The following is a 16,004-nucleotide window of genomic DNA, read 5'->3' as shown; positions in this document are numbered from 1 at the left end:
TTCAATAGGTGCGCTATGAAATACCAAAATCGACTAACCGATAACGACAAGCTTCATGAAAAAATTCGGTCACACCGTCCGCTTGACGCTTACGAAGTCAAACAGCTGAAAGAGTATTACCGTATTGGCCTGACGTGGTCAAGCAATGCACTTGAAGGTAACAGCCTCACGGAGAGCGAAACCAAAGTGGTTCTGGAGGATGGTATCACCATCGGCGGAAAGCCCCTGAAGGATCACTTTGAGGCTGTCGGACATAGCGAAGCGTTTGACCTTCTCTACAAACTGGCTGGCAGCCAGGAAATCACAGAGGACGACATTCTTGGACTGCATCGGCTGTTCTATTACAGGATTCAAGCTGAAACAGCCGGAAAATACCGGGATCGTAACGTCATCATCACTGGAACCGATTTCACCCCGCCGCCACCATCTGATATACCACTCACCATGCAGGATTTTATAAACAGTATACCGTCACTATCTCTGATGCATCCGGTTGAGTATGCCGCCATGCTGCACCTTAATCTTGTAACCATCCATCCCTTTATTGACGGCAACGGCAGAACCGCACGACTGCTGATGAACCTTGCCCTGTTACAGGCTGGATACCCCATCACCATTATTCCCCCCATAATCCGGGGCGACTATATCTCTGTCCTCCGTGATTCCAACAAAGGCGACAATCAGCCGTTTGTAAATTTCATCTCCTGCTGCGTGTGGGAAAGCCAGAAGGAATATCTGCGCCTGCTGGAGAGCCTTGACAGGAAATAGACCTCGATATAGCGAGAAACCATGCCCAAACATCAACTGACTGATACGCTGCAAAAGATATTCAAGGAAGAGAAACAACGCATCGTCTTCTGGTACGATACCGACCGGGAATTTGAGGAAGGTTTGCCAGACCTGAAGCTTGACGGGGTGAAAGTCATCCGCCTTGACGAAATCGGCTCACTGGAAATCAAGATACTCCTTGAGCTTCAGGACACCACCGGTAAATACCTTCTGTATGCCCCATTTGTGGAACCGGATGCCAAGAACGACTGGCTTCTGGACATCCGCCTCTATAGCCGCATTTTCCATGCGGACCAGGCTTCCATCCTTCTGAATGAACTGGGTTTGACCAGCCAGGCTCTTCGACCATTCCTGACCAGCAGAAGAACATTTTTCCGCAATCAGGACCGCCTGAATCGCCTGAAGAAATGGGTGAAGCCTGAGGATGTCGAGAACGAACTTGATTTGAAGATGCTGGCGGTCTTATCCAGGGCCGAGCTACCCGATATCTTCTCAATCCTGATGAAACTGTTTGGGGAACTATGCAATTCAGGCGAGCAACAACTCCTGCTTGCTTCGCAAATGTCTTGGGAAGAAATTGGCAAATATGACCTTTTAAAACCTTTCTGGAATCTCATTGCCACCACGTTTGGTTATACCGAACCAGAACCGAGCGTCAATGACCTGCTCATTCGCATCCTGGTTACGGATTTTGCGAAAACCCTGAAAGGCGCTGTTCCCTTATCGTTGCAGCATTTCGTCATACCCAGCAAAAGCCTTGCCCTGACCGCTTCCGTGTTTGCCAATCACTGGCGCAGTAATATCAATCATTACAAGTGCTATAACGAGTTGGCAGGGAATGTTGCCCAGCAACTCAAGGTGGACAACCAGCTGGGTGACCTCGATGAGCAGGCCCTGTTGGAGGTAATGACATTCGAGGCTGTTGAACGAAGGATAATCCTTTGCATGCTGGCAAAAATGAAGAACGGTTATTCCTTCGGTGACGAGATTAAATCGGTTGTCGCCCACCGGCTCGATGGCTATTGGTCCAATGCCCAAATCTCTTCCGGCGTTATCAATTACCGCACTCTCTATGGGGCGCTGTTGGCAGCGGCTGACCTGTTTGAGTTGAGAAGCAGGCATCAGACCGGCTTGAGCTATCCCGATGCATCCGGCATGTATGCAGCCTACACCGGTGAGCTTTACCGTTTTGACCAGCTTTACCGGCAGTTTCACGAGAAGGCCGACCAGATTGAACTGTCGGGAACGGATATCCTCAAGGGACTGAGGGCTGACGTTGAGAACTGTTACAGCAACTGGTTTATCGACCAGGTTGCCGTGACATGGGGAACGATGATAGAGCCGCCGCATGGCACCGGCTTATTGCAGGATTGGCGATTGAACAATATCCCGAACCAGCAGGATTTCTTTAAATCTTGCGTCGAGCCGGCCTTGAAAGCCTTTCCGCAAGGGCGGGTCTATGTGGTCATCAGTGATGCCCTCCGCTATGAAGCGGCGGCAGAGCTTACGGATGAACTGAATGCAAAGACCCGCTTCGATGCCGACATCTCATCCCAACTGGGAGTGCTTCCAAGCTATACCGCCCTGGGAATGGCGGCACTTCTGCCACATAACTCGCTCGATTACAAGGCAAGTGGCGATGTCGAGGTAGATGGCCAGCCGACCGCTTCATTGGAGCAGCGCAACAAGATTCTTGCGGAATACTCCGGAACGCTCATCAAGGCAGAAGAGCTGTTGGCCATGAGCAAGGACAAGGGGAGGGAATTTGTCAAGCCGCACCGGCTCATCTACATCTATCACAACCAAATCGATGCAACCGGCGATACGGCTTCAACCGAGTCCAATACATTCCGTTCTGTTCGTGAAACAATCAACGAACTGACAGCCCTGACCGGCTACATAATCAACAACCTTAACGGCAGTCTTGTACTCATTACCGCCGACCACGGGTTCCTGTTCCAGGAGACCTATCCCGGACAAAATGACAAGAGCGGCCTGGACACCAAGCCGGAAGGTACGCTCAAGGCCAAGAAACGCTATCTGCTGGGTAACGACCTGGGGGGAAACGCCAAAGCCTGGCATGGCTACACCTCAATAACGGCCGGAACGACGAACAGCGTTGAATTCTGGATACCCAAGGGGGCAAACCGGTTCCACTTTGCAGGTGGAGCGCGTTATGTCCACGGCGGGGCGATGTTGCAGGAGATTGTTGTGCCGATAGTATCAGTGAAGGGGGTCCGTGGGGTCGAGAAGCCGGGCAAGGTCAATGTTTCTCTCCTTGGTACGGTGAAGAAGATTGTCAATAACATGCAGCGGTTCGAGTTCATCCAGACCGAGGCGATCTCGGAAAGAGTCAGGCCCGTAACCCTCACGGTTTCCCTGCGTGACGTTGACCAGCTCATCAGCAACGAAATGACGCTGACCTTTGACAGCGCATCCGACCAGATGAACGACCGCAAGAAGTCGGCCAGCCTCATGGTCAAGGCAGGCAATTACGACAAGAAAAAAGAGTATTACCTGGTGCTCCGTGATGCAGCGGACAAGACCGAAATCGAGCGGATTCCGCTGACGATTGATTTATCATTTGGAAATGAATTCTGACCATCAAGGAACCGGTATGGATACCCAATTGAATTGCAGCCTGGACAGCCTCCTGAACCAGCACTTTGCCGGTAAGGTCGTCAGGAAAGACCTGACCAAGCTGGTGAAGGAAGGGGCGAACGTTCCAGTCTATGTCCTGGAATACCTTCTGGGGATGTATTGCGCTTCGGATAACGAAGAGGTCATTCAGGACGGGTTGGTGAACGTCAAGAAGATACTGGCCGAGAACTATGTCCGTCCGGACGAAGCCGAGAAGGTGAAGTCCAAAATCCGCGAACTGGGAACCTATAAGGTCATCGACAAGGTTACGGTCAAGCTGAATGAAAAACGGGATACCTATGAAGCTCTGCTGTCTAACCTGGGGGTGAAGGGGGTTGAGATCGCCAGTGGCACCGTCAAGAAGTACGAAAAGCTGCTGGTCGGCGGGATCTGGTGCATTGTCACCCTTAATTATTTCTACGAAGAGAATATGAAGGGCTCTCCTTTCAGCATCGGTGACCTGAAGCCGATTCAGATGCCGAACATGGACATGGAGGGGCTGTTTGAAGGTCGCAAGGCATTCAGCCAGGAACAGTGGATGGATGTTCTTGTCCGCTCCACCGGCATGGAACCTTCCGTGCTGGAGCAGCGGGTTAAGTGGCACCTGATCGCCAGAATGATCCCCTTTGTCGAGAACGGCTATAACCTCTGTGAGCTTGGCCCGAGGGGAACCGGCAAGAGCCATATCTACAAGGAAATCAGTCCGAACAGCATCCTTGTTTCCGGCGGACAGACGACCGTAGCCAATCTGTTCTACAACATGGGGTCGCATCAGGTTGGCCTTGTGGGTATGTGGGATGTGGTCGCCTTCGACGAAGTTGCAGGCATATCCTTCAAGGACAAAGATGGCGTCCAGATCATGAAGGACTACATGGCTTCCGGTTCTTTTGCCAGGGGTAAAGATCAGATTTCCGCCAATGCTGCCATGGTCTTCGTCGGTAACATCAACCAACCGGTGGATACCTTGGTCAAAACCAGCCATCTGCTGGCACCATTCCCCGAGAGCATGATTGATTCAGCCTTCTTCGACCGCTTCCACTGCTACATCCCCGGCTGGGAAGTTCCGAAGATGCGGCCGGAGTTCTTCACCAACCAGTATGGCTTGATTGTAGACTACCTTGCCGAATATCTGCGGGAGATGCGGAAGTACAATTTCTCGGATGCCATCGACAAGTTTTTCAAGCTGGGGAACAACCTCAACCAGCGGGATACCATCGCCGTTCGCCGAACGGTATCCGGGCTATTGAAGCTCCTGTATCCCCATGGTGAATTTGACAAGGAAGCAGTACGCCAATGCCTGCACTATGCCTTGGAGGTCCGCAGGAGGATCAAGGAACAGCTCAAGAAAATCGGTGGCATGGAATTTTACGACGTTCATTTCAGCTATATCGACAACGAAAGCATGGAAGAGCGCTTTATCGGAGTTCCCGAGCAGGGAGGCAGCTCCCTCATCCCTGAAGGACAGCTGAAACCGGGTACGTTGCACACCGTATCAACCGGATCTGGCGGCATGCTTGGCCTATATCGCCTTGAATTGCAGGTCATCGGCGGCAATGGGAAGTTGTCCCTGTCGGGGTTCGGCACATCCCAAAATGCGAAAGAGCCGGTCAAGGTGGCATTCGACTATTTCAAAGCCAATCTGACCAGGGTAAGCGGAATCGCCAAGGCGATTGACCATGATTACCACATGCACATGGTTGAGCTGCATAATACCGGACCTGCATCGGCTTTGACCATAGCCTCGTTTGTCTGTTTCTGTTCGGGGTTACTGGGCAAGCCGATACAAAGCCAAATGGTAATTCTGGGTGACATGAGCCTTGGGGGGAGCATTATTCCGGCGGAGAACCTGGCCGAATCGCTCCAGGTTGCTTTTGATGCAGGAGCAAAAAGGATTCTGATTCCCATGAGCAGTGTCAAAGACATACCGACGATACCGGGGGAGTTGTTCGCCAAGTTCCAGACCAGTTTTTATGCTGATCCGGTGGATGCGGTATTTAAGGCGCTGGGGGTGGATTAGGACCATATGCATGAATACAAGAAAATCCGTTTCTCACTTAAGTCCCTTGCAAAGACGGGCTTAGCTTCAGAAGAAATCAGAAGCAAGTATTTCGGACATTGTGTAACTGCTTATTTGACAAAAGGCTCGCAGAATCCGGTTGCTTATGTGAATGCCTGATATTTCAACTGATTATCCTGTTTTTAAGGAAAGCCAATAATGAAGTATGCAAAAGGCTCTCACTGCAAAGAGTTGAATGCTGTTAAATACTATGAACCCTACTTAATATGCCATTCATGTGGAACGAAATGTAATAATCCAGAGTTCGTTCCGCTAGACCTAGGTTGCGGCCTGGAGTGATAATGAATTATCTTGACCTTAATACGCCGATATTGCTTGAAATACTAAAGCAACAAGATGCGCAACAATCTGATAATGTTGAACCTATTCAGGTAGGTGACCTAGAGGAGAAACTTACTGAGGAACTGAATTGCATAATTTCCGATGCTCAAACTTCTCTCGGAATTTTAAGGTTGCTATACCCAGAAAAAATTCCCAATTCTCCGCAATTTTATGCCCGCCTGAATGAATTCCTCTCATGCGTTGGATGGAGTATTCAAGTAGAACAGGCTATTGGGAGCATTTGGTCCGTAACTCCTGAAATTCTTACTGTCGAAGAATTTGAGGAACTCCTCAGAATATTACCCTCAATCGAGGGTTATCCTTTTTTTAAATCTCTTCGTAGCCTGCCGCATTTTTTATCCCGTGTAAAACTCCGACCAGAATTTGCTGCTGAATGGCTTTCATCCATAATGCGACGAATCGGCAACGATTTGGCATCCGGAGTATTTTGGGAGTCTCTTGGCATTATCTGCGAAAAGCATCCTGGTATTGCTTTGGGGACAATCCATTGCTTGTATGGAAGCGATGACGATTCTGATGTTGCTATAGCCGCTTTTTTGCTCGGAACTCTGAGGGCACTCGCAAAACAAAAAAAAATGTCAGATGATTTCGACGTACTGGAGTCGGAATATTTCACATCTACAAATGCAAGAATGCGCTCCGCTTACCGACGCTCTTGGGTGCAAACTGCACAAAGAGGCCAAATGTCATTGGAAGATTTACAAAAACTCGCGGAACAGTTTCAGCTCAAAACACCAGTCGAACAGCACGAGGCATTTTGGATTGTATGCCGCTCCTTGCTTGTTCCAACTATACCGCAGGAAAACTATGATTTTTGCCTAACATGGCTCATGACAAACGTGTCGGCCGGAATTTCGCCAGAAGCAAAATACTCTGTGGTTGATTGCGTTGCCCAATATGTCGAAAACAATAATCTGGAGTTGCTTGATTTGGTTGTGAATATTCAGCCGATTCCAATTGAAAACGGTGGTACATGGGGGCGACTCGAACATATACTAGTATCTTTGCAAAAGAACAATCTTGAAGCATTCACAGAATTTTTTACCAAATTAGCTAATGCAAATGCCAGTACTCTTCTAGCAATTATGCACGAACCGCGTAGTTTTGAGTGGTTCTTTAACGAGGTGAATAGCAAAGACCTTAACGAGATGGTCGGAAAGCTGTGCTTTTCTAATGATTCAAAATGCCGAAAGCTAGGATTATTTCTTTTCGACAAATTACAAGTGACCTCTTTCCCTGATGTATTGGTGGAGAATCTTTCCGAAAGTAATTTGTGCTTGGCGTTTTATGAGATTCAGCGGACGCACATGAATGGAGGGTCAATAGCGAACATTCTCATATGCTTAATCCCCAAAATTCTGAGCGCCGAACAATCGTTACAGGATGACTTCTATGATGAACTGGTGCTTCAGGCCAAGAATTACAGTGGATTATGTTTAGAGGAATTTGAGCGGAGAGCTGAAGGTATTCCTCTTTTGCAGAAAGTAACCGATACGGTTAATAATTACTTTACTTTGCTGAAGGATATTCATAATTCAAGCGTTTGCGCAATGGATGTACCAGGCTACCGTCTCGCCAGACGCAACTATGCACGACGATTCAACAATGAAGTTTCAAAAGGGGCGGAGGAATTATCTGTATTTTCTCAGCTCTGCAAGAAATATCGGCTGCTTTACGGCCGGTCATGGCGAACATTTATGCAAGGTAATCTTGGTGAATCAACTGCGCTCAAGCAATTTTCAAATTCGATTGAAATGCCACGTATTGAACTAATTGACCCTGAAGGCATGGCATTCCGTCGCCTACATGCTTCAGCCCAAATTGACGCACTGTCGAAAGGTATCGTCTTGGAGGAAGAAGCATGAGTGCAGAATTTACGACTTCTTTTTTGACATATTATATTCGGAGCCTTGGAGAAAGGACTCGTGAAGAAAAATCGTCAACCAAATTCGGTTTTGACTGGATAATCTATAATCTTGCACTCGCAGATGAATTAATTCCATATCGATTGCCGTTTATCCGTGGCGGCCCAGACGAAATCTCGAAAACTAAAACTGAACCAGAATTTGGCGTTGACCTTTCATTTATTTCCCCAGACAAAAAGGTATTGTACATTTTTGTCTTGAAAGATGAGGTTTTGAAGGGTTCTACGTGGAATTCAAATAACTTCGATTATGACTTGCGCAATGCTGCAAGCCCAAATCTCGAAGCTCCAGAGTTTCTAGAGATACAAGCGGTCCGTATCATCCTGGCCTACAATAAAGACGAGGACCAAACAGGCATCCAATATTTTGAAAATCTTACTAAAAATTTGGGGCCAACAATCCGGGGGACTATTCCTCTATCGTTTGAAAGATGGAATCTCACGACTATTACCGAAAAGGTTAAAGACAAACTATTAACCCCATCCTTGCTGCCACAAAGATTCTTCAGTTTATTCAGCTACATATCATCACAATTTGCCGATTTCAGACACGGTTCTGATGCCTGGACGCAACAATTAATACCGAATTGGAATCGTTTTTTGAGCGATTTGCTCACGGGTAATGTTGGAGAGCGAAATGTTCGGCTGTTACCGGTTGCCTTGATAATTCTTAGAGAGCAAGGAAATATAAATCCAAGTTCTGGAACCGGGTGGTTAGACCTTGCAGAATGGGCGATGCTGGCAATTTGGGAAGTTTTTCGCACTGCCGACAAAAATGGAGTGAAACAAGCCATATTAGAGATTTGGTTCGGTATGTACCTGCCAGAGTTGCATCAATATTATCGTGCTCATGCTAAAGAGCTTGCGACCGAGCACAGCCTTGAATCAAGAGGTTCAGGAACATACCTTGATTCAGTTGCTTCTGCCATTGTTGCACAATGGCATGTAGCCCGATTGGGTATTTTGGCAGTTGGTCTTGCGGAATTTGGAACTGACCCGCCTGAAGAAGAGCAAAAAGCTCAATTGAAAATGCTTAACGAAATAGCTGATTGGTTGATTGGTTTCATGAACGCGAATCCTTCAACTATGAGGCCAATACTTGACATTAATCATATTGAGCAATTTCTTATCTGGCGGACACTTTGGCAGGTAGGGAGAATTGAAGATATTTATAAATGGCTGTTTAACCTGCAACGCAATCTTCTCGTCAGACGGTCAAAAACTGCATGGTTACCATTTATCGAAGGAGGGAATTCTCTCGAAACGGTTTTTGAGTATCTGGCTACAAACGAAAAGCCTCCCGAGTTTACGGACCAAAGCTCGCTATTACTGCTCTGCCTGTTAGAAATAGCCTTCTGCCTTGACCCTGAAAAACGCGAAAAGCTCATTGCCCTTTATTACAAACAGATAATACTTGCCCAAGATTCATCCGGCAATCAACTAAAGAATTGTGAGCCGATAGACCTGATGGGGTGGGCGCCTCCAGAAGACTGGGCATCACGGATTCTCATCAAAAGTCTTTCTTATGAGGGAGAATGTCAGGCTCTATCTGTTTTCAATATTCAGGGTGATTTGGACAGTAAGAGAATTGTGGAAAATATAGAACAATTCGTTCGGCAATCGCGAGAAGCTCAGAAATTTGAGTTCCCAGAATGGCTTCCTGCTTCTGTTCTTGTTTTAGCCTGTCTGAAACATCAAACTCCCTTGCCACCCGAAATCTGGCGGTTACCAATATGGGGAGTGATAGATTCAGAATCATGCAAAGGAGAACAAAAGTGACCAAAGCAGACATAGTTGAGCGGATTTATGAAAAGACCGGCTTTGCCAAGAAGGATTGCGCCGATTTGTTGGAAACGGTCTTCGATATTATGAAGGCAACACTTGAGGCCGGTGAAAAACTCAAAATTGCTGGAAGGGGGGTGGTTGGTTAGTTCCACCTGGTTAACTACTCCCAGCTATACTTCACATACAACCGGTCTGCTTCACCACCGGAACAACGGTCGGCATGGACCGGAATACGCACCAGGGCCTGATGAGGTGTCCGCTTTGGGGGATGGAATGGACTGAATGAGCCGAGCCTGAGCAGCTGTTCGGCATCAGCCACATCGGTAACACGCTTTTTCCCGTTTGCAGATGTCATCTGCCAGAAGTGCCTCACCAGGAGGACAACGGTAGTCAAATTATCTCTCCGATCTAGCGACCGGATGAAGGCAGGAATGTGACGGTGAAGTTGAGACTGATCGCTGACTATTTGTCCTGACTTTTTATAACAACTTTGGCTACCTTATTAGCATAACTACCCGATATTAATCAGCAATTACTTGATTTATCGCAAAATATGTGTTAAATTAATTGCAAGCAAAAAAATGTTTTGTCGGCAATTTCACGCAATCATCATGTCAGCAACACGACCAATCGACTCATCATTTTTCCATCGCGAATCCACTTTTAACACAATTAAAACGGCTTGATATCGATCAGTTGAGGCAACTCGCTCGATATTTACAAACTTTTGAGAAGGGTTTCCGACACTGGTTCCCCGAATGTGTTGAGGTGCGTCTAGCAATCGACGTGCAAAAGTGACTTGCATAAAGGGGGGGGGTGTTAGGCGTCAATCAGAGAAGGTAAGGCTATCGAATCATCATTTACATCGAGGAAATGGGGCAGTAATGAAAGTACCATTCAGGCAGCAAGCATCCGAGTTCGATTGCGTACCGACTTCGTTAATCAACGCGTTGGTTTATCTATTTGGCAGAAAGGAAATACCACCGTTCGTGGTTCAACGGGTTTATAGGGACTGCCTGGATTATGAGTCTGCTCGCGGCACATCGGGGCGTGCGATTCAGGATCTAGGCTTTTGGCTCAACTGCTACAATGAAAAAAGTTATGTGAAGTTTACCATCGAAACCAAATATATCTTTGGCGAACAGGTACATTTACGCCGAAACAGCAGGATCATCAAGTGTCTCAATGCAAATGGTGCGGCATTGCTCTGCGTGCATCTAAGCCGGTACGAATGGCATTGCATACTGGGCATTCGATATGAACGTGGCTGGCTGTATTGCTATGATCCATACCCGCGTACCACAAGATTTATCAATAATGATTCTGTTCAGTTTATTTCGACTACCGGCCACCATACGCCAAATCTGAAAATCCGTATGGACTGGTTGGACAAAGAATTCAATCAGGCAGTAACGCCTGACGACCGTAAATACATTTTGGGTGATTATGATGATCGCGAATGCCTCTTGTTGAACAGGATTCGCGAATAGACCACAACCATAAGGCTTTTCTGCTCACGACGAACTAAGTTCAACCTTTTCTTTAACAACCTGCTTTACCAGCTGTTTCCCCCTCAGTTCTTAACATCCAAACAACCATCATTTCTGATTCCGGAATTTCTGCGTTCCGGTGTTTGTCGTTGCCAAACATTGCGAAGACAGCGGCTGATTATTGCCGCCGAACTGCTTGAAGGTCAGCAGTGTAACCACCAGACCGGCCAACACAATAGGAGAGGAGAAACTGTAATGAGACCCCAATGAATCCCTGAATTTTTCAAGAGGAACAACGAGCCATTCAAGGTGAACAACAGCCATGAATAGCTTGATACCGCGTAGGAGGCGGCGCCATGAGTTTGCAGCATTCACCGGAAGGACATATCAACCGCAAAATCTTACAAGCTGTTGCGGGAGCAATCAGGAGCATTGAGAAAGTGGCTGGAGCTTTAGAGGAGTACGAAATCGGCAAGGATGACGCTGAATTGCTTGGTTCTGCAATGAGTGACCTCTGGTCGATCCTGGAATCCAACGGCTACACCATTGACATTGATACCAATCGACTAAAGAGGACATCGCCATGACAATTGAAACATTATTCGGCCAGGAACAGGTTCCAGCGAAACCGAGAGCGATCAGGCTCAAGAAAATCAGAGCGGTATATGAAACATTGACCATCAAAGAGGGGAATAGCCGTTATCTGAAGCCGTTCACCAGATACAGCAGTCCGGAGCAGGTTTTCGAAACTTTCAACTTTTTGCGGCATGAAACGAAGGAATATTTCTTTGCCATACACTTGGACGGCAAAAACCGTATCTGTTGCGTTGACGAAGTATCAGTCGGCTCATTGAATCAGAGCGTTGTCCACCCAAGAGAAGTATTCAAAACGGCCCTCTTGTCATCGGCAGCAGCGATTATCCTGATGCACAATCATCCTTCAGGAGATCCAGCGCCAAGCAGAGAGGACATTGAAATAACAAAACGATTAAAGGAAGCAGGAGAGCTTATCGGCGTGAAGGTATTGGATCACATCATTATCGGCGACAACTTTCATTCGTTTGCCAGCCAGGGACTGCTGTAAGGAATAAAACGACAATAGGATGCCATATGCATGCCGACAAACCGAAAGGAGTATTCAGATGAAATTCAATCCAGGGCAGCTGGTCGTGACCAGAGGCGTAAATGATTTAATTGCCACCAACGAGGATTTTGCCAAACATGTTCACCTGTCGCTGAAACGACACCTGGCCGGAGACTGGGGTGATCTTTGCGATGAAGATCGAGTTACCAATGAATTTGCCCTACAGCATTGAGAGTAAACACGATAATCGAGGGAGGTTCAGACTTGCTAATTGAGGGATCATTGCAGGCCCTGACCTGACGATCATGGATGCTGGATGGGCGGCGGTTGAGCCCTGCATAACAGTAGGTTCATCCGCCGCCCCCAGGTTTTTCCTACCTCAGTTGCCGCATGAGCTCCCTTGCCTTCTTCCGGCTGTAACCGATGTCCTCCCTCGATACGTCATACAGATAGACCGGATAGTTAAACCCTGTCTTGATGAGCAGTCCTCCGTTCCAGTCAGTGATCATGGTGATGCTTCTAATATTCCGACGGTAGCGGAACCATGTCGTATTTTCCTCCGTGATCTCCACATCGAGCGTTTCCAGCCGTCTTTTCTGGGGGTTATACACAGTGCATTCCATATCCACCTCCCGGGCTATTTCAGGAACGGCGCGGCTGACGCACGGGAGGAGTGAATAGGTCGAAGTAGAGGGGTTCGTCGATGCGCGGGAGGTTGCGCTCGGCGGCGGCGGTGAGCAGTTCCGCCGCCATGTGTGTGAGCACCCGCAGGTTTCCGTGTGCATGGGTTGCCAGGGTTTGGATCAGCTCCGGTGCGATCAACTGGGGCGCCCCGGCTTTCTGCAGGACGTAGTCCAGGTAGGAAGCCAGCTCCTGCGGGGTGAGCGCGGAGAGTTCCAGGCGGGCGCGGATGCGACTGCCCAAGGGTAGGAGTTCCGGGGTGCGGAAGCGCTGGGGGAGCCGGGCGTCGCCGCACAGCACGGTGAAGAGCAGGCTCTGGGAGTCGAAGCTCGCGCTTTGCAGGAGCCTCAGTTCGGTCAGGCACTCGGAGCTGACCTCCTGAGCCTCATCGACCAGGAGCAGCGGGCGCAAGAGAGTCGCTGCACAGTGTGCGCGCCAGCGCTCACGCAGCGCCTTGAATCCGCCATACCGGTTGGCGGGATTGAGCTGAACGCCGAATAGCTCTCCAAGCTCGCGATAGAAATCGGCGACCTTGCTTTGGGGGCGCTCCATCACCCCCACTACGATGTCGGGCAGTTGTCCCAGGCGGGCGCCAAGCCACTGCAGGGTCTTCGATTTGCCGTAGCCCGGCTCACCGGTGATCAGGGAGAACCCGCCCTGGGAGACCAGGGACTCCAGGCGCCGGGCAAAGAGTTCGGCGCCCGGCAGCGGCCAGAGCGCCTCCACGGGAAGCGCCGGCACGAACGGGTTGTACTTGAGCCCGTAGAGGGCCAGGAGAGTCTTATCGTTCATCGGGACCCTCCTTCACGGCAAGATAGGCCGGTGGAAGCCCGGTGGCGGCGTAATCCGCCAGCCACTTGCGAAGCAGTGCGGGCATCTCCTCGGGTGAGGCGTTCGCCTGGGCCGACTGCGCCGCAACCGGTTCCAGAGTGCGGCGCTGACCGGAGGCGTTTTTCTCCTTGTCCTGGGGGAGCAGCCGGGCCAAGGGATTGCAGCTGTCGGGATCCACTAGAACCATCCGGCTTACGTCCCAACCGGCATGGCGTAACGTCAGGCGGGGGAGATGCCTGAACCGCGACGGGACCTCGAAGCGCACCCCCTCGACCGTCACGGTTGCATCGCTTTTGCGCTGGGTGCGCGTAACCTGGCGGGTGAAGGCGAGATTCAAGGAGTCCATGTCGGGAGCCGAGCGGGAGACCTCCGGTCCGGCGAGCAGGCGCTCGATCGGAGCGCAGCCGATCTCGCTGTGGGTACGGCGGTGATAGTCCTGTTCGACCCACGCCTGGGTGGTGCGGTTGAGGAACTCCAGCCGCAAGGGGCTCACCCCGCGCAAAAGCTCCATGAGACGTCCCTCAAGCTGCGCCCAGAACACCTCCTGTTTCCCGTTCATATAGGGCGAGTAAGGAAGGGTTGTGTCGTGGCTCACCCCGAGTCGGGCCAGCCCCTCCCGGGTTTCCTCCGCCAGCATCGCGCTTCCATTATCGGTCATCAGAGCCCTGGGAAGCCCACGTTTCAGCATCGCCTGCGTGAGAGCATGCGCGAGGTTCTGGGCGCTTTCCGCCAGATACCACTGCAGATGGCAGCAGAGCCTGCTCCGGTCGTCCAGAACCGCGCACACCAGGGGCGTCTGCCAGCCCCCCTCCTCGTCCAGCACCTTGAGGCTTCCCTGGTGGAAGTCGAGGTGCCACAGGGCGTGCACGTGGCTCGCCTCATAGCCGCGAATCTCACGGCTTTCGCGGCGCCGGACGGCGCGGCGTTGTCCTTCGGTCGGGTTCGCGGGCTCGCGCCTTTTCTGCCACCCCTTCTCCCGCATTCGGCGAAGCACGCTCTGGTAGCTCGGCAAGGCTCCCATCTGGGGCTTTTGGGCCACTTCGGCGGCGAGGTTGTCGTAGTGCAGTTGCACCGTCCAGCGAGGATACCTGGCATACTGCACTTCCAGGGCGCTCAAGAGCGCCTCGGACAGCGCAATCTGACACCCGGCGTCCGAACGCGCCTTGCGACTCAGCGCAGCGATCGGGTCCGCGGCGTCCTTCGCCTGGTAGTACCAGCGTTCGAGCGTGGAAAAACCAAGTCGTATAGACTTCTCCGGGAGCAGGGGATGCCGGTACACCCTCTCGCTCAATTCCCGGATCTTTCCCTGCAACTCCCCGCTCGCGGCAGGGCTCGCCAATAGCGGTCCGATCACCTGCAGCCGAAACCTGGCCCAGCGCTGCTTCGGGACTACATTCTTCTTCATTTAAGGCTCCTTTCCGGCCGCCATCCAGGCGTCTCCACTGTGGAGCACCTTCGGGTCAGCCAAGAGCCGCCTTATAAACCATTCCGAGCCCGATGCGAATCCGCCATCTTTTGCGCGGACCCTTACGACAGTCCAGCTCCCTCGCCGATCCTGTTCAAAAGCCGCATCCCGCAAGCAGTCGCAGACAGCGCACCAACGCCGTTTCCGGGCCGTCGCGGCCAAGCCCCAGGCGCTCCAGCACCCCCAACGGAATCGCTTCCGCCGCCACTGGAGGGATCAGGAGACCGCGCAATCTTTGCCAGGTTGAGGTATGCGGGAAGGTCGAGCGAAAAAACGCCAGCCAGCGTCTGAAAGTCGAGAGGGTGACGCCGAAGAGGTCCATGATCTTGCGGGCGCTGTAACCCTTTTCCCGCTGTTGGCGAAGGGCTGTGGCGACAACGATCACCCCGCCCCAATAAACACGCCGGCCCAGGAAGAGCACCGATGGCGGCAAGGTCCGTCGTCGGCAACCTTCACGACCGCAGCAAAGACTATGGCGTATGAAGAATGTTTCGAACAGGTTGGCGGGGCCGCCACGGGGTTTGCGCACATAGGCGCCTCGGTGCAGCGGTCCCGAACAGTAGGGCAACCAAGGGAGCGCACCCCCTCGGCAAGGTCGACGTCGATGTTATGAAGGAGGGAAAAAAGCTTCTGACGCTGAATAATTTCTGGTAGCATGACTCCTGCCTGATTCCTGCTGGGCAAGGAGGAGCCCCCGTCGATTCCGCCAAGAAAAGTGAGGGGGCTTCTCCATCTTTTCCTCACATTTCTCGTCTATTTCTCGCCTAATTTCCATCAATTTTTCTGATCAGCCTCAGCATGGCGAACGACTCTTCTCGGTTTATATGAAAGAAGGGTTGCCCAAAATATGGATAATCACGGAATGGGACCGGTCAGTTACCACGACGTTATTTCCG

At 50.7% G+C, this 16,004-nt stretch carries 15 protein-coding genes and 1 pseudogene; 10 read left to right on the top strand and 6 right to left on the bottom strand.

Annotation, left to right across the window (positions count from 1 at the left end; all coding sequences use genetic code 11):
• Positions 1 to 15 precede the first annotated feature (15 nt).
• From PPRO_RS11335 to PPRO_RS11310, 6 genes and pseudogenes are all read left to right on the top strand, one after another.
• The gene (locus PPRO_RS11335; protein ID WP_011736148.1) at positions 16 to 768 is read left to right on the top strand and encodes a Fic family protein; all 753 of its coding nucleotides are present in this window, start codon (positions 16 to 18) and stop codon (positions 766 to 768) included.
• Between the two features lie 21 nt (positions 769 to 789).
• Positions 790 to 3,390, top strand: coding sequence for a BREX-1 system phosphatase PglZ type A (pglZ, locus tag PPRO_RS11330; protein ID WP_011736147.1), 2,601 nt, complete (start codon positions 790 to 792; stop codon positions 3,388 to 3,390).
• 16 nt (positions 3,391 to 3,406) lie between these two features.
• On the top strand, positions 3,407 to 5,446 hold the full coding sequence (brxL, locus tag PPRO_RS11325) for a protease Lon-related BREX system protein BrxL (RefSeq protein WP_011736146.1): 2,040 nt from the start codon (positions 3,407 to 3,409) through the stop codon (positions 5,444 to 5,446).
• Positions 5,447 to 5,787: 341 nt separating this feature from the next.
• On the top strand, positions 5,788 to 7,713 hold the full coding sequence (locus PPRO_RS11320; RefSeq protein WP_041532283.1) for a hypothetical protein: 1,926 nt from the start codon (positions 5,788 to 5,790) through the stop codon (positions 7,711 to 7,713).
• On the top strand, positions 7,710 to 9,551 hold the full coding sequence (locus PPRO_RS11315; protein ID WP_011736144.1) for a hypothetical protein: 1,842 nt from the start codon (positions 7,710 to 7,712) through the stop codon (positions 9,549 to 9,551). The genes PPRO_RS11320 and PPRO_RS11315 overlap by 4 nt, the downstream gene beginning before the upstream one ends.
• A pseudogene (locus tag PPRO_RS11310) lies at positions 9,548 to 9,691 on the top strand (HU family DNA-binding protein); the annotation flags it as partial. The gene PPRO_RS11315 and the pseudogene PPRO_RS11310, both read left to right, overlap by 4 nt.
• 26 nt (positions 9,692 to 9,717) lie before the next feature.
• Here PPRO_RS11310 and PPRO_RS21265 read toward each other — a convergent pair.
• Positions 9,718 to 9,951: a hypothetical protein gene (locus PPRO_RS21265; RefSeq protein ID WP_198138264.1), complete on the bottom strand. Its 234-nt coding sequence runs from the start codon at positions 9,949 to 9,951 to the stop codon at positions 9,718 to 9,720.
• A gap of 490 nt (positions 9,952 to 10,441) precedes the next feature.
• Between PPRO_RS21265 and PPRO_RS11305 the strand changes: the two genes are divergently transcribed.
• Positions 10,442 to 11,047, top strand: a complete 606-nt coding sequence (locus PPRO_RS11305; protein ID WP_157039994.1) for a hypothetical protein — start codon at positions 10,442 to 10,444, stop codon at positions 11,045 to 11,047.
• Between the two features lie 108 nt (positions 11,048 to 11,155).
• Here PPRO_RS11305 and PPRO_RS20925 read toward each other — a convergent pair whose 3' ends face one another.
• A complete protein-coding gene (locus tag PPRO_RS20925; RefSeq protein WP_157039993.1) occupies positions 11,156 to 11,371 on the bottom strand; it encodes a hypothetical protein in 216 nt (71 codons plus the stop codon).
• A gap of 32 nt (positions 11,372 to 11,403) precedes the next feature.
• On the opposite strand from PPRO_RS20925, the gene PPRO_RS11300 reads away from it, so the two are divergent.
• Genes PPRO_RS11300 through PPRO_RS20920 form a run of 3 tightly spaced genes read left to right on the top strand, consistent with a single transcriptional unit; the run spans position 11,404 to position 12,363 of the window.
• A complete protein-coding gene (locus PPRO_RS11300) occupies positions 11,404 to 11,634 on the top strand; it encodes a hypothetical protein (protein ID WP_041532282.1) in 231 nt (76 codons plus the stop codon).
• A complete protein-coding gene (locus tag PPRO_RS11295; RefSeq protein WP_011736140.1) occupies positions 11,631 to 12,131 on the top strand; it encodes a JAB domain-containing protein in 501 nt (166 codons plus the stop codon). The genes PPRO_RS11300 and PPRO_RS11295 overlap by 4 nt, the downstream gene beginning before the upstream one ends.
• 58 nt (positions 12,132 to 12,189) lie before the next feature.
• Entirely contained in the window at positions 12,190 to 12,363 is a 174-nt protein-coding gene (locus PPRO_RS20920; protein WP_157039992.1) for a ubiquitin family protein, read from the top strand.
• 142 nt (positions 12,364 to 12,505) lie between these two features.
• Here PPRO_RS20920 and PPRO_RS11290 read toward each other — a convergent pair whose 3' ends face one another.
• From PPRO_RS11290 to PPRO_RS11275, 4 genes are all read right to left on the bottom strand, one after another.
• Positions 12,506 to 12,754, bottom strand: a complete 249-nt coding sequence (locus PPRO_RS11290) for a hypothetical protein (RefSeq protein ID WP_011734407.1) — start codon at positions 12,752 to 12,754, stop codon at positions 12,506 to 12,508.
• A 19-nt stretch (positions 12,755 to 12,773) separates the two neighbouring features.
• Positions 12,774 to 13,604 carry an ExeA family protein gene (locus PPRO_RS11285; protein WP_011734879.1) on the bottom strand — a complete coding sequence of 277 codons (831 nt, stop codon included), beginning with the start codon at positions 13,602 to 13,604 and terminating at the stop codon, positions 12,774 to 12,776.
• Positions 13,594 to 15,048 carry an IS481 family transposase gene (locus tag PPRO_RS11280; protein WP_011734404.1) on the bottom strand — a complete coding sequence of 485 codons (1,455 nt, stop codon included), beginning with the start codon at positions 15,046 to 15,048 and terminating at the stop codon, positions 13,594 to 13,596. Before PPRO_RS11280 ends, PPRO_RS11285 begins: the two co-directional genes overlap by 11 nt.
• A 154-nt stretch (positions 15,049 to 15,202) precedes the next feature.
• The gene (locus tag PPRO_RS11275; RefSeq protein WP_198138261.1) at positions 15,203 to 15,637 is read right to left on the bottom strand and encodes a hypothetical protein; all 435 of its coding nucleotides are present in this window, start codon (positions 15,635 to 15,637) and stop codon (positions 15,203 to 15,205) included.
• Between the last annotated feature and the right edge of the window lie 367 nt (positions 15,638 to 16,004).

The sequence above is a fragment of the Pelobacter propionicus DSM 2379 genome (genome assembly GCF_000015045.1).
Taxonomy (GTDB): Bacteria; Desulfobacterota; Desulfuromonadia; order Geobacterales; family Pseudopelobacteraceae; genus Pseudopelobacter; species Pseudopelobacter propionicus.
This window is presented reverse-complemented; position numbering and strand designations above follow the sequence as displayed.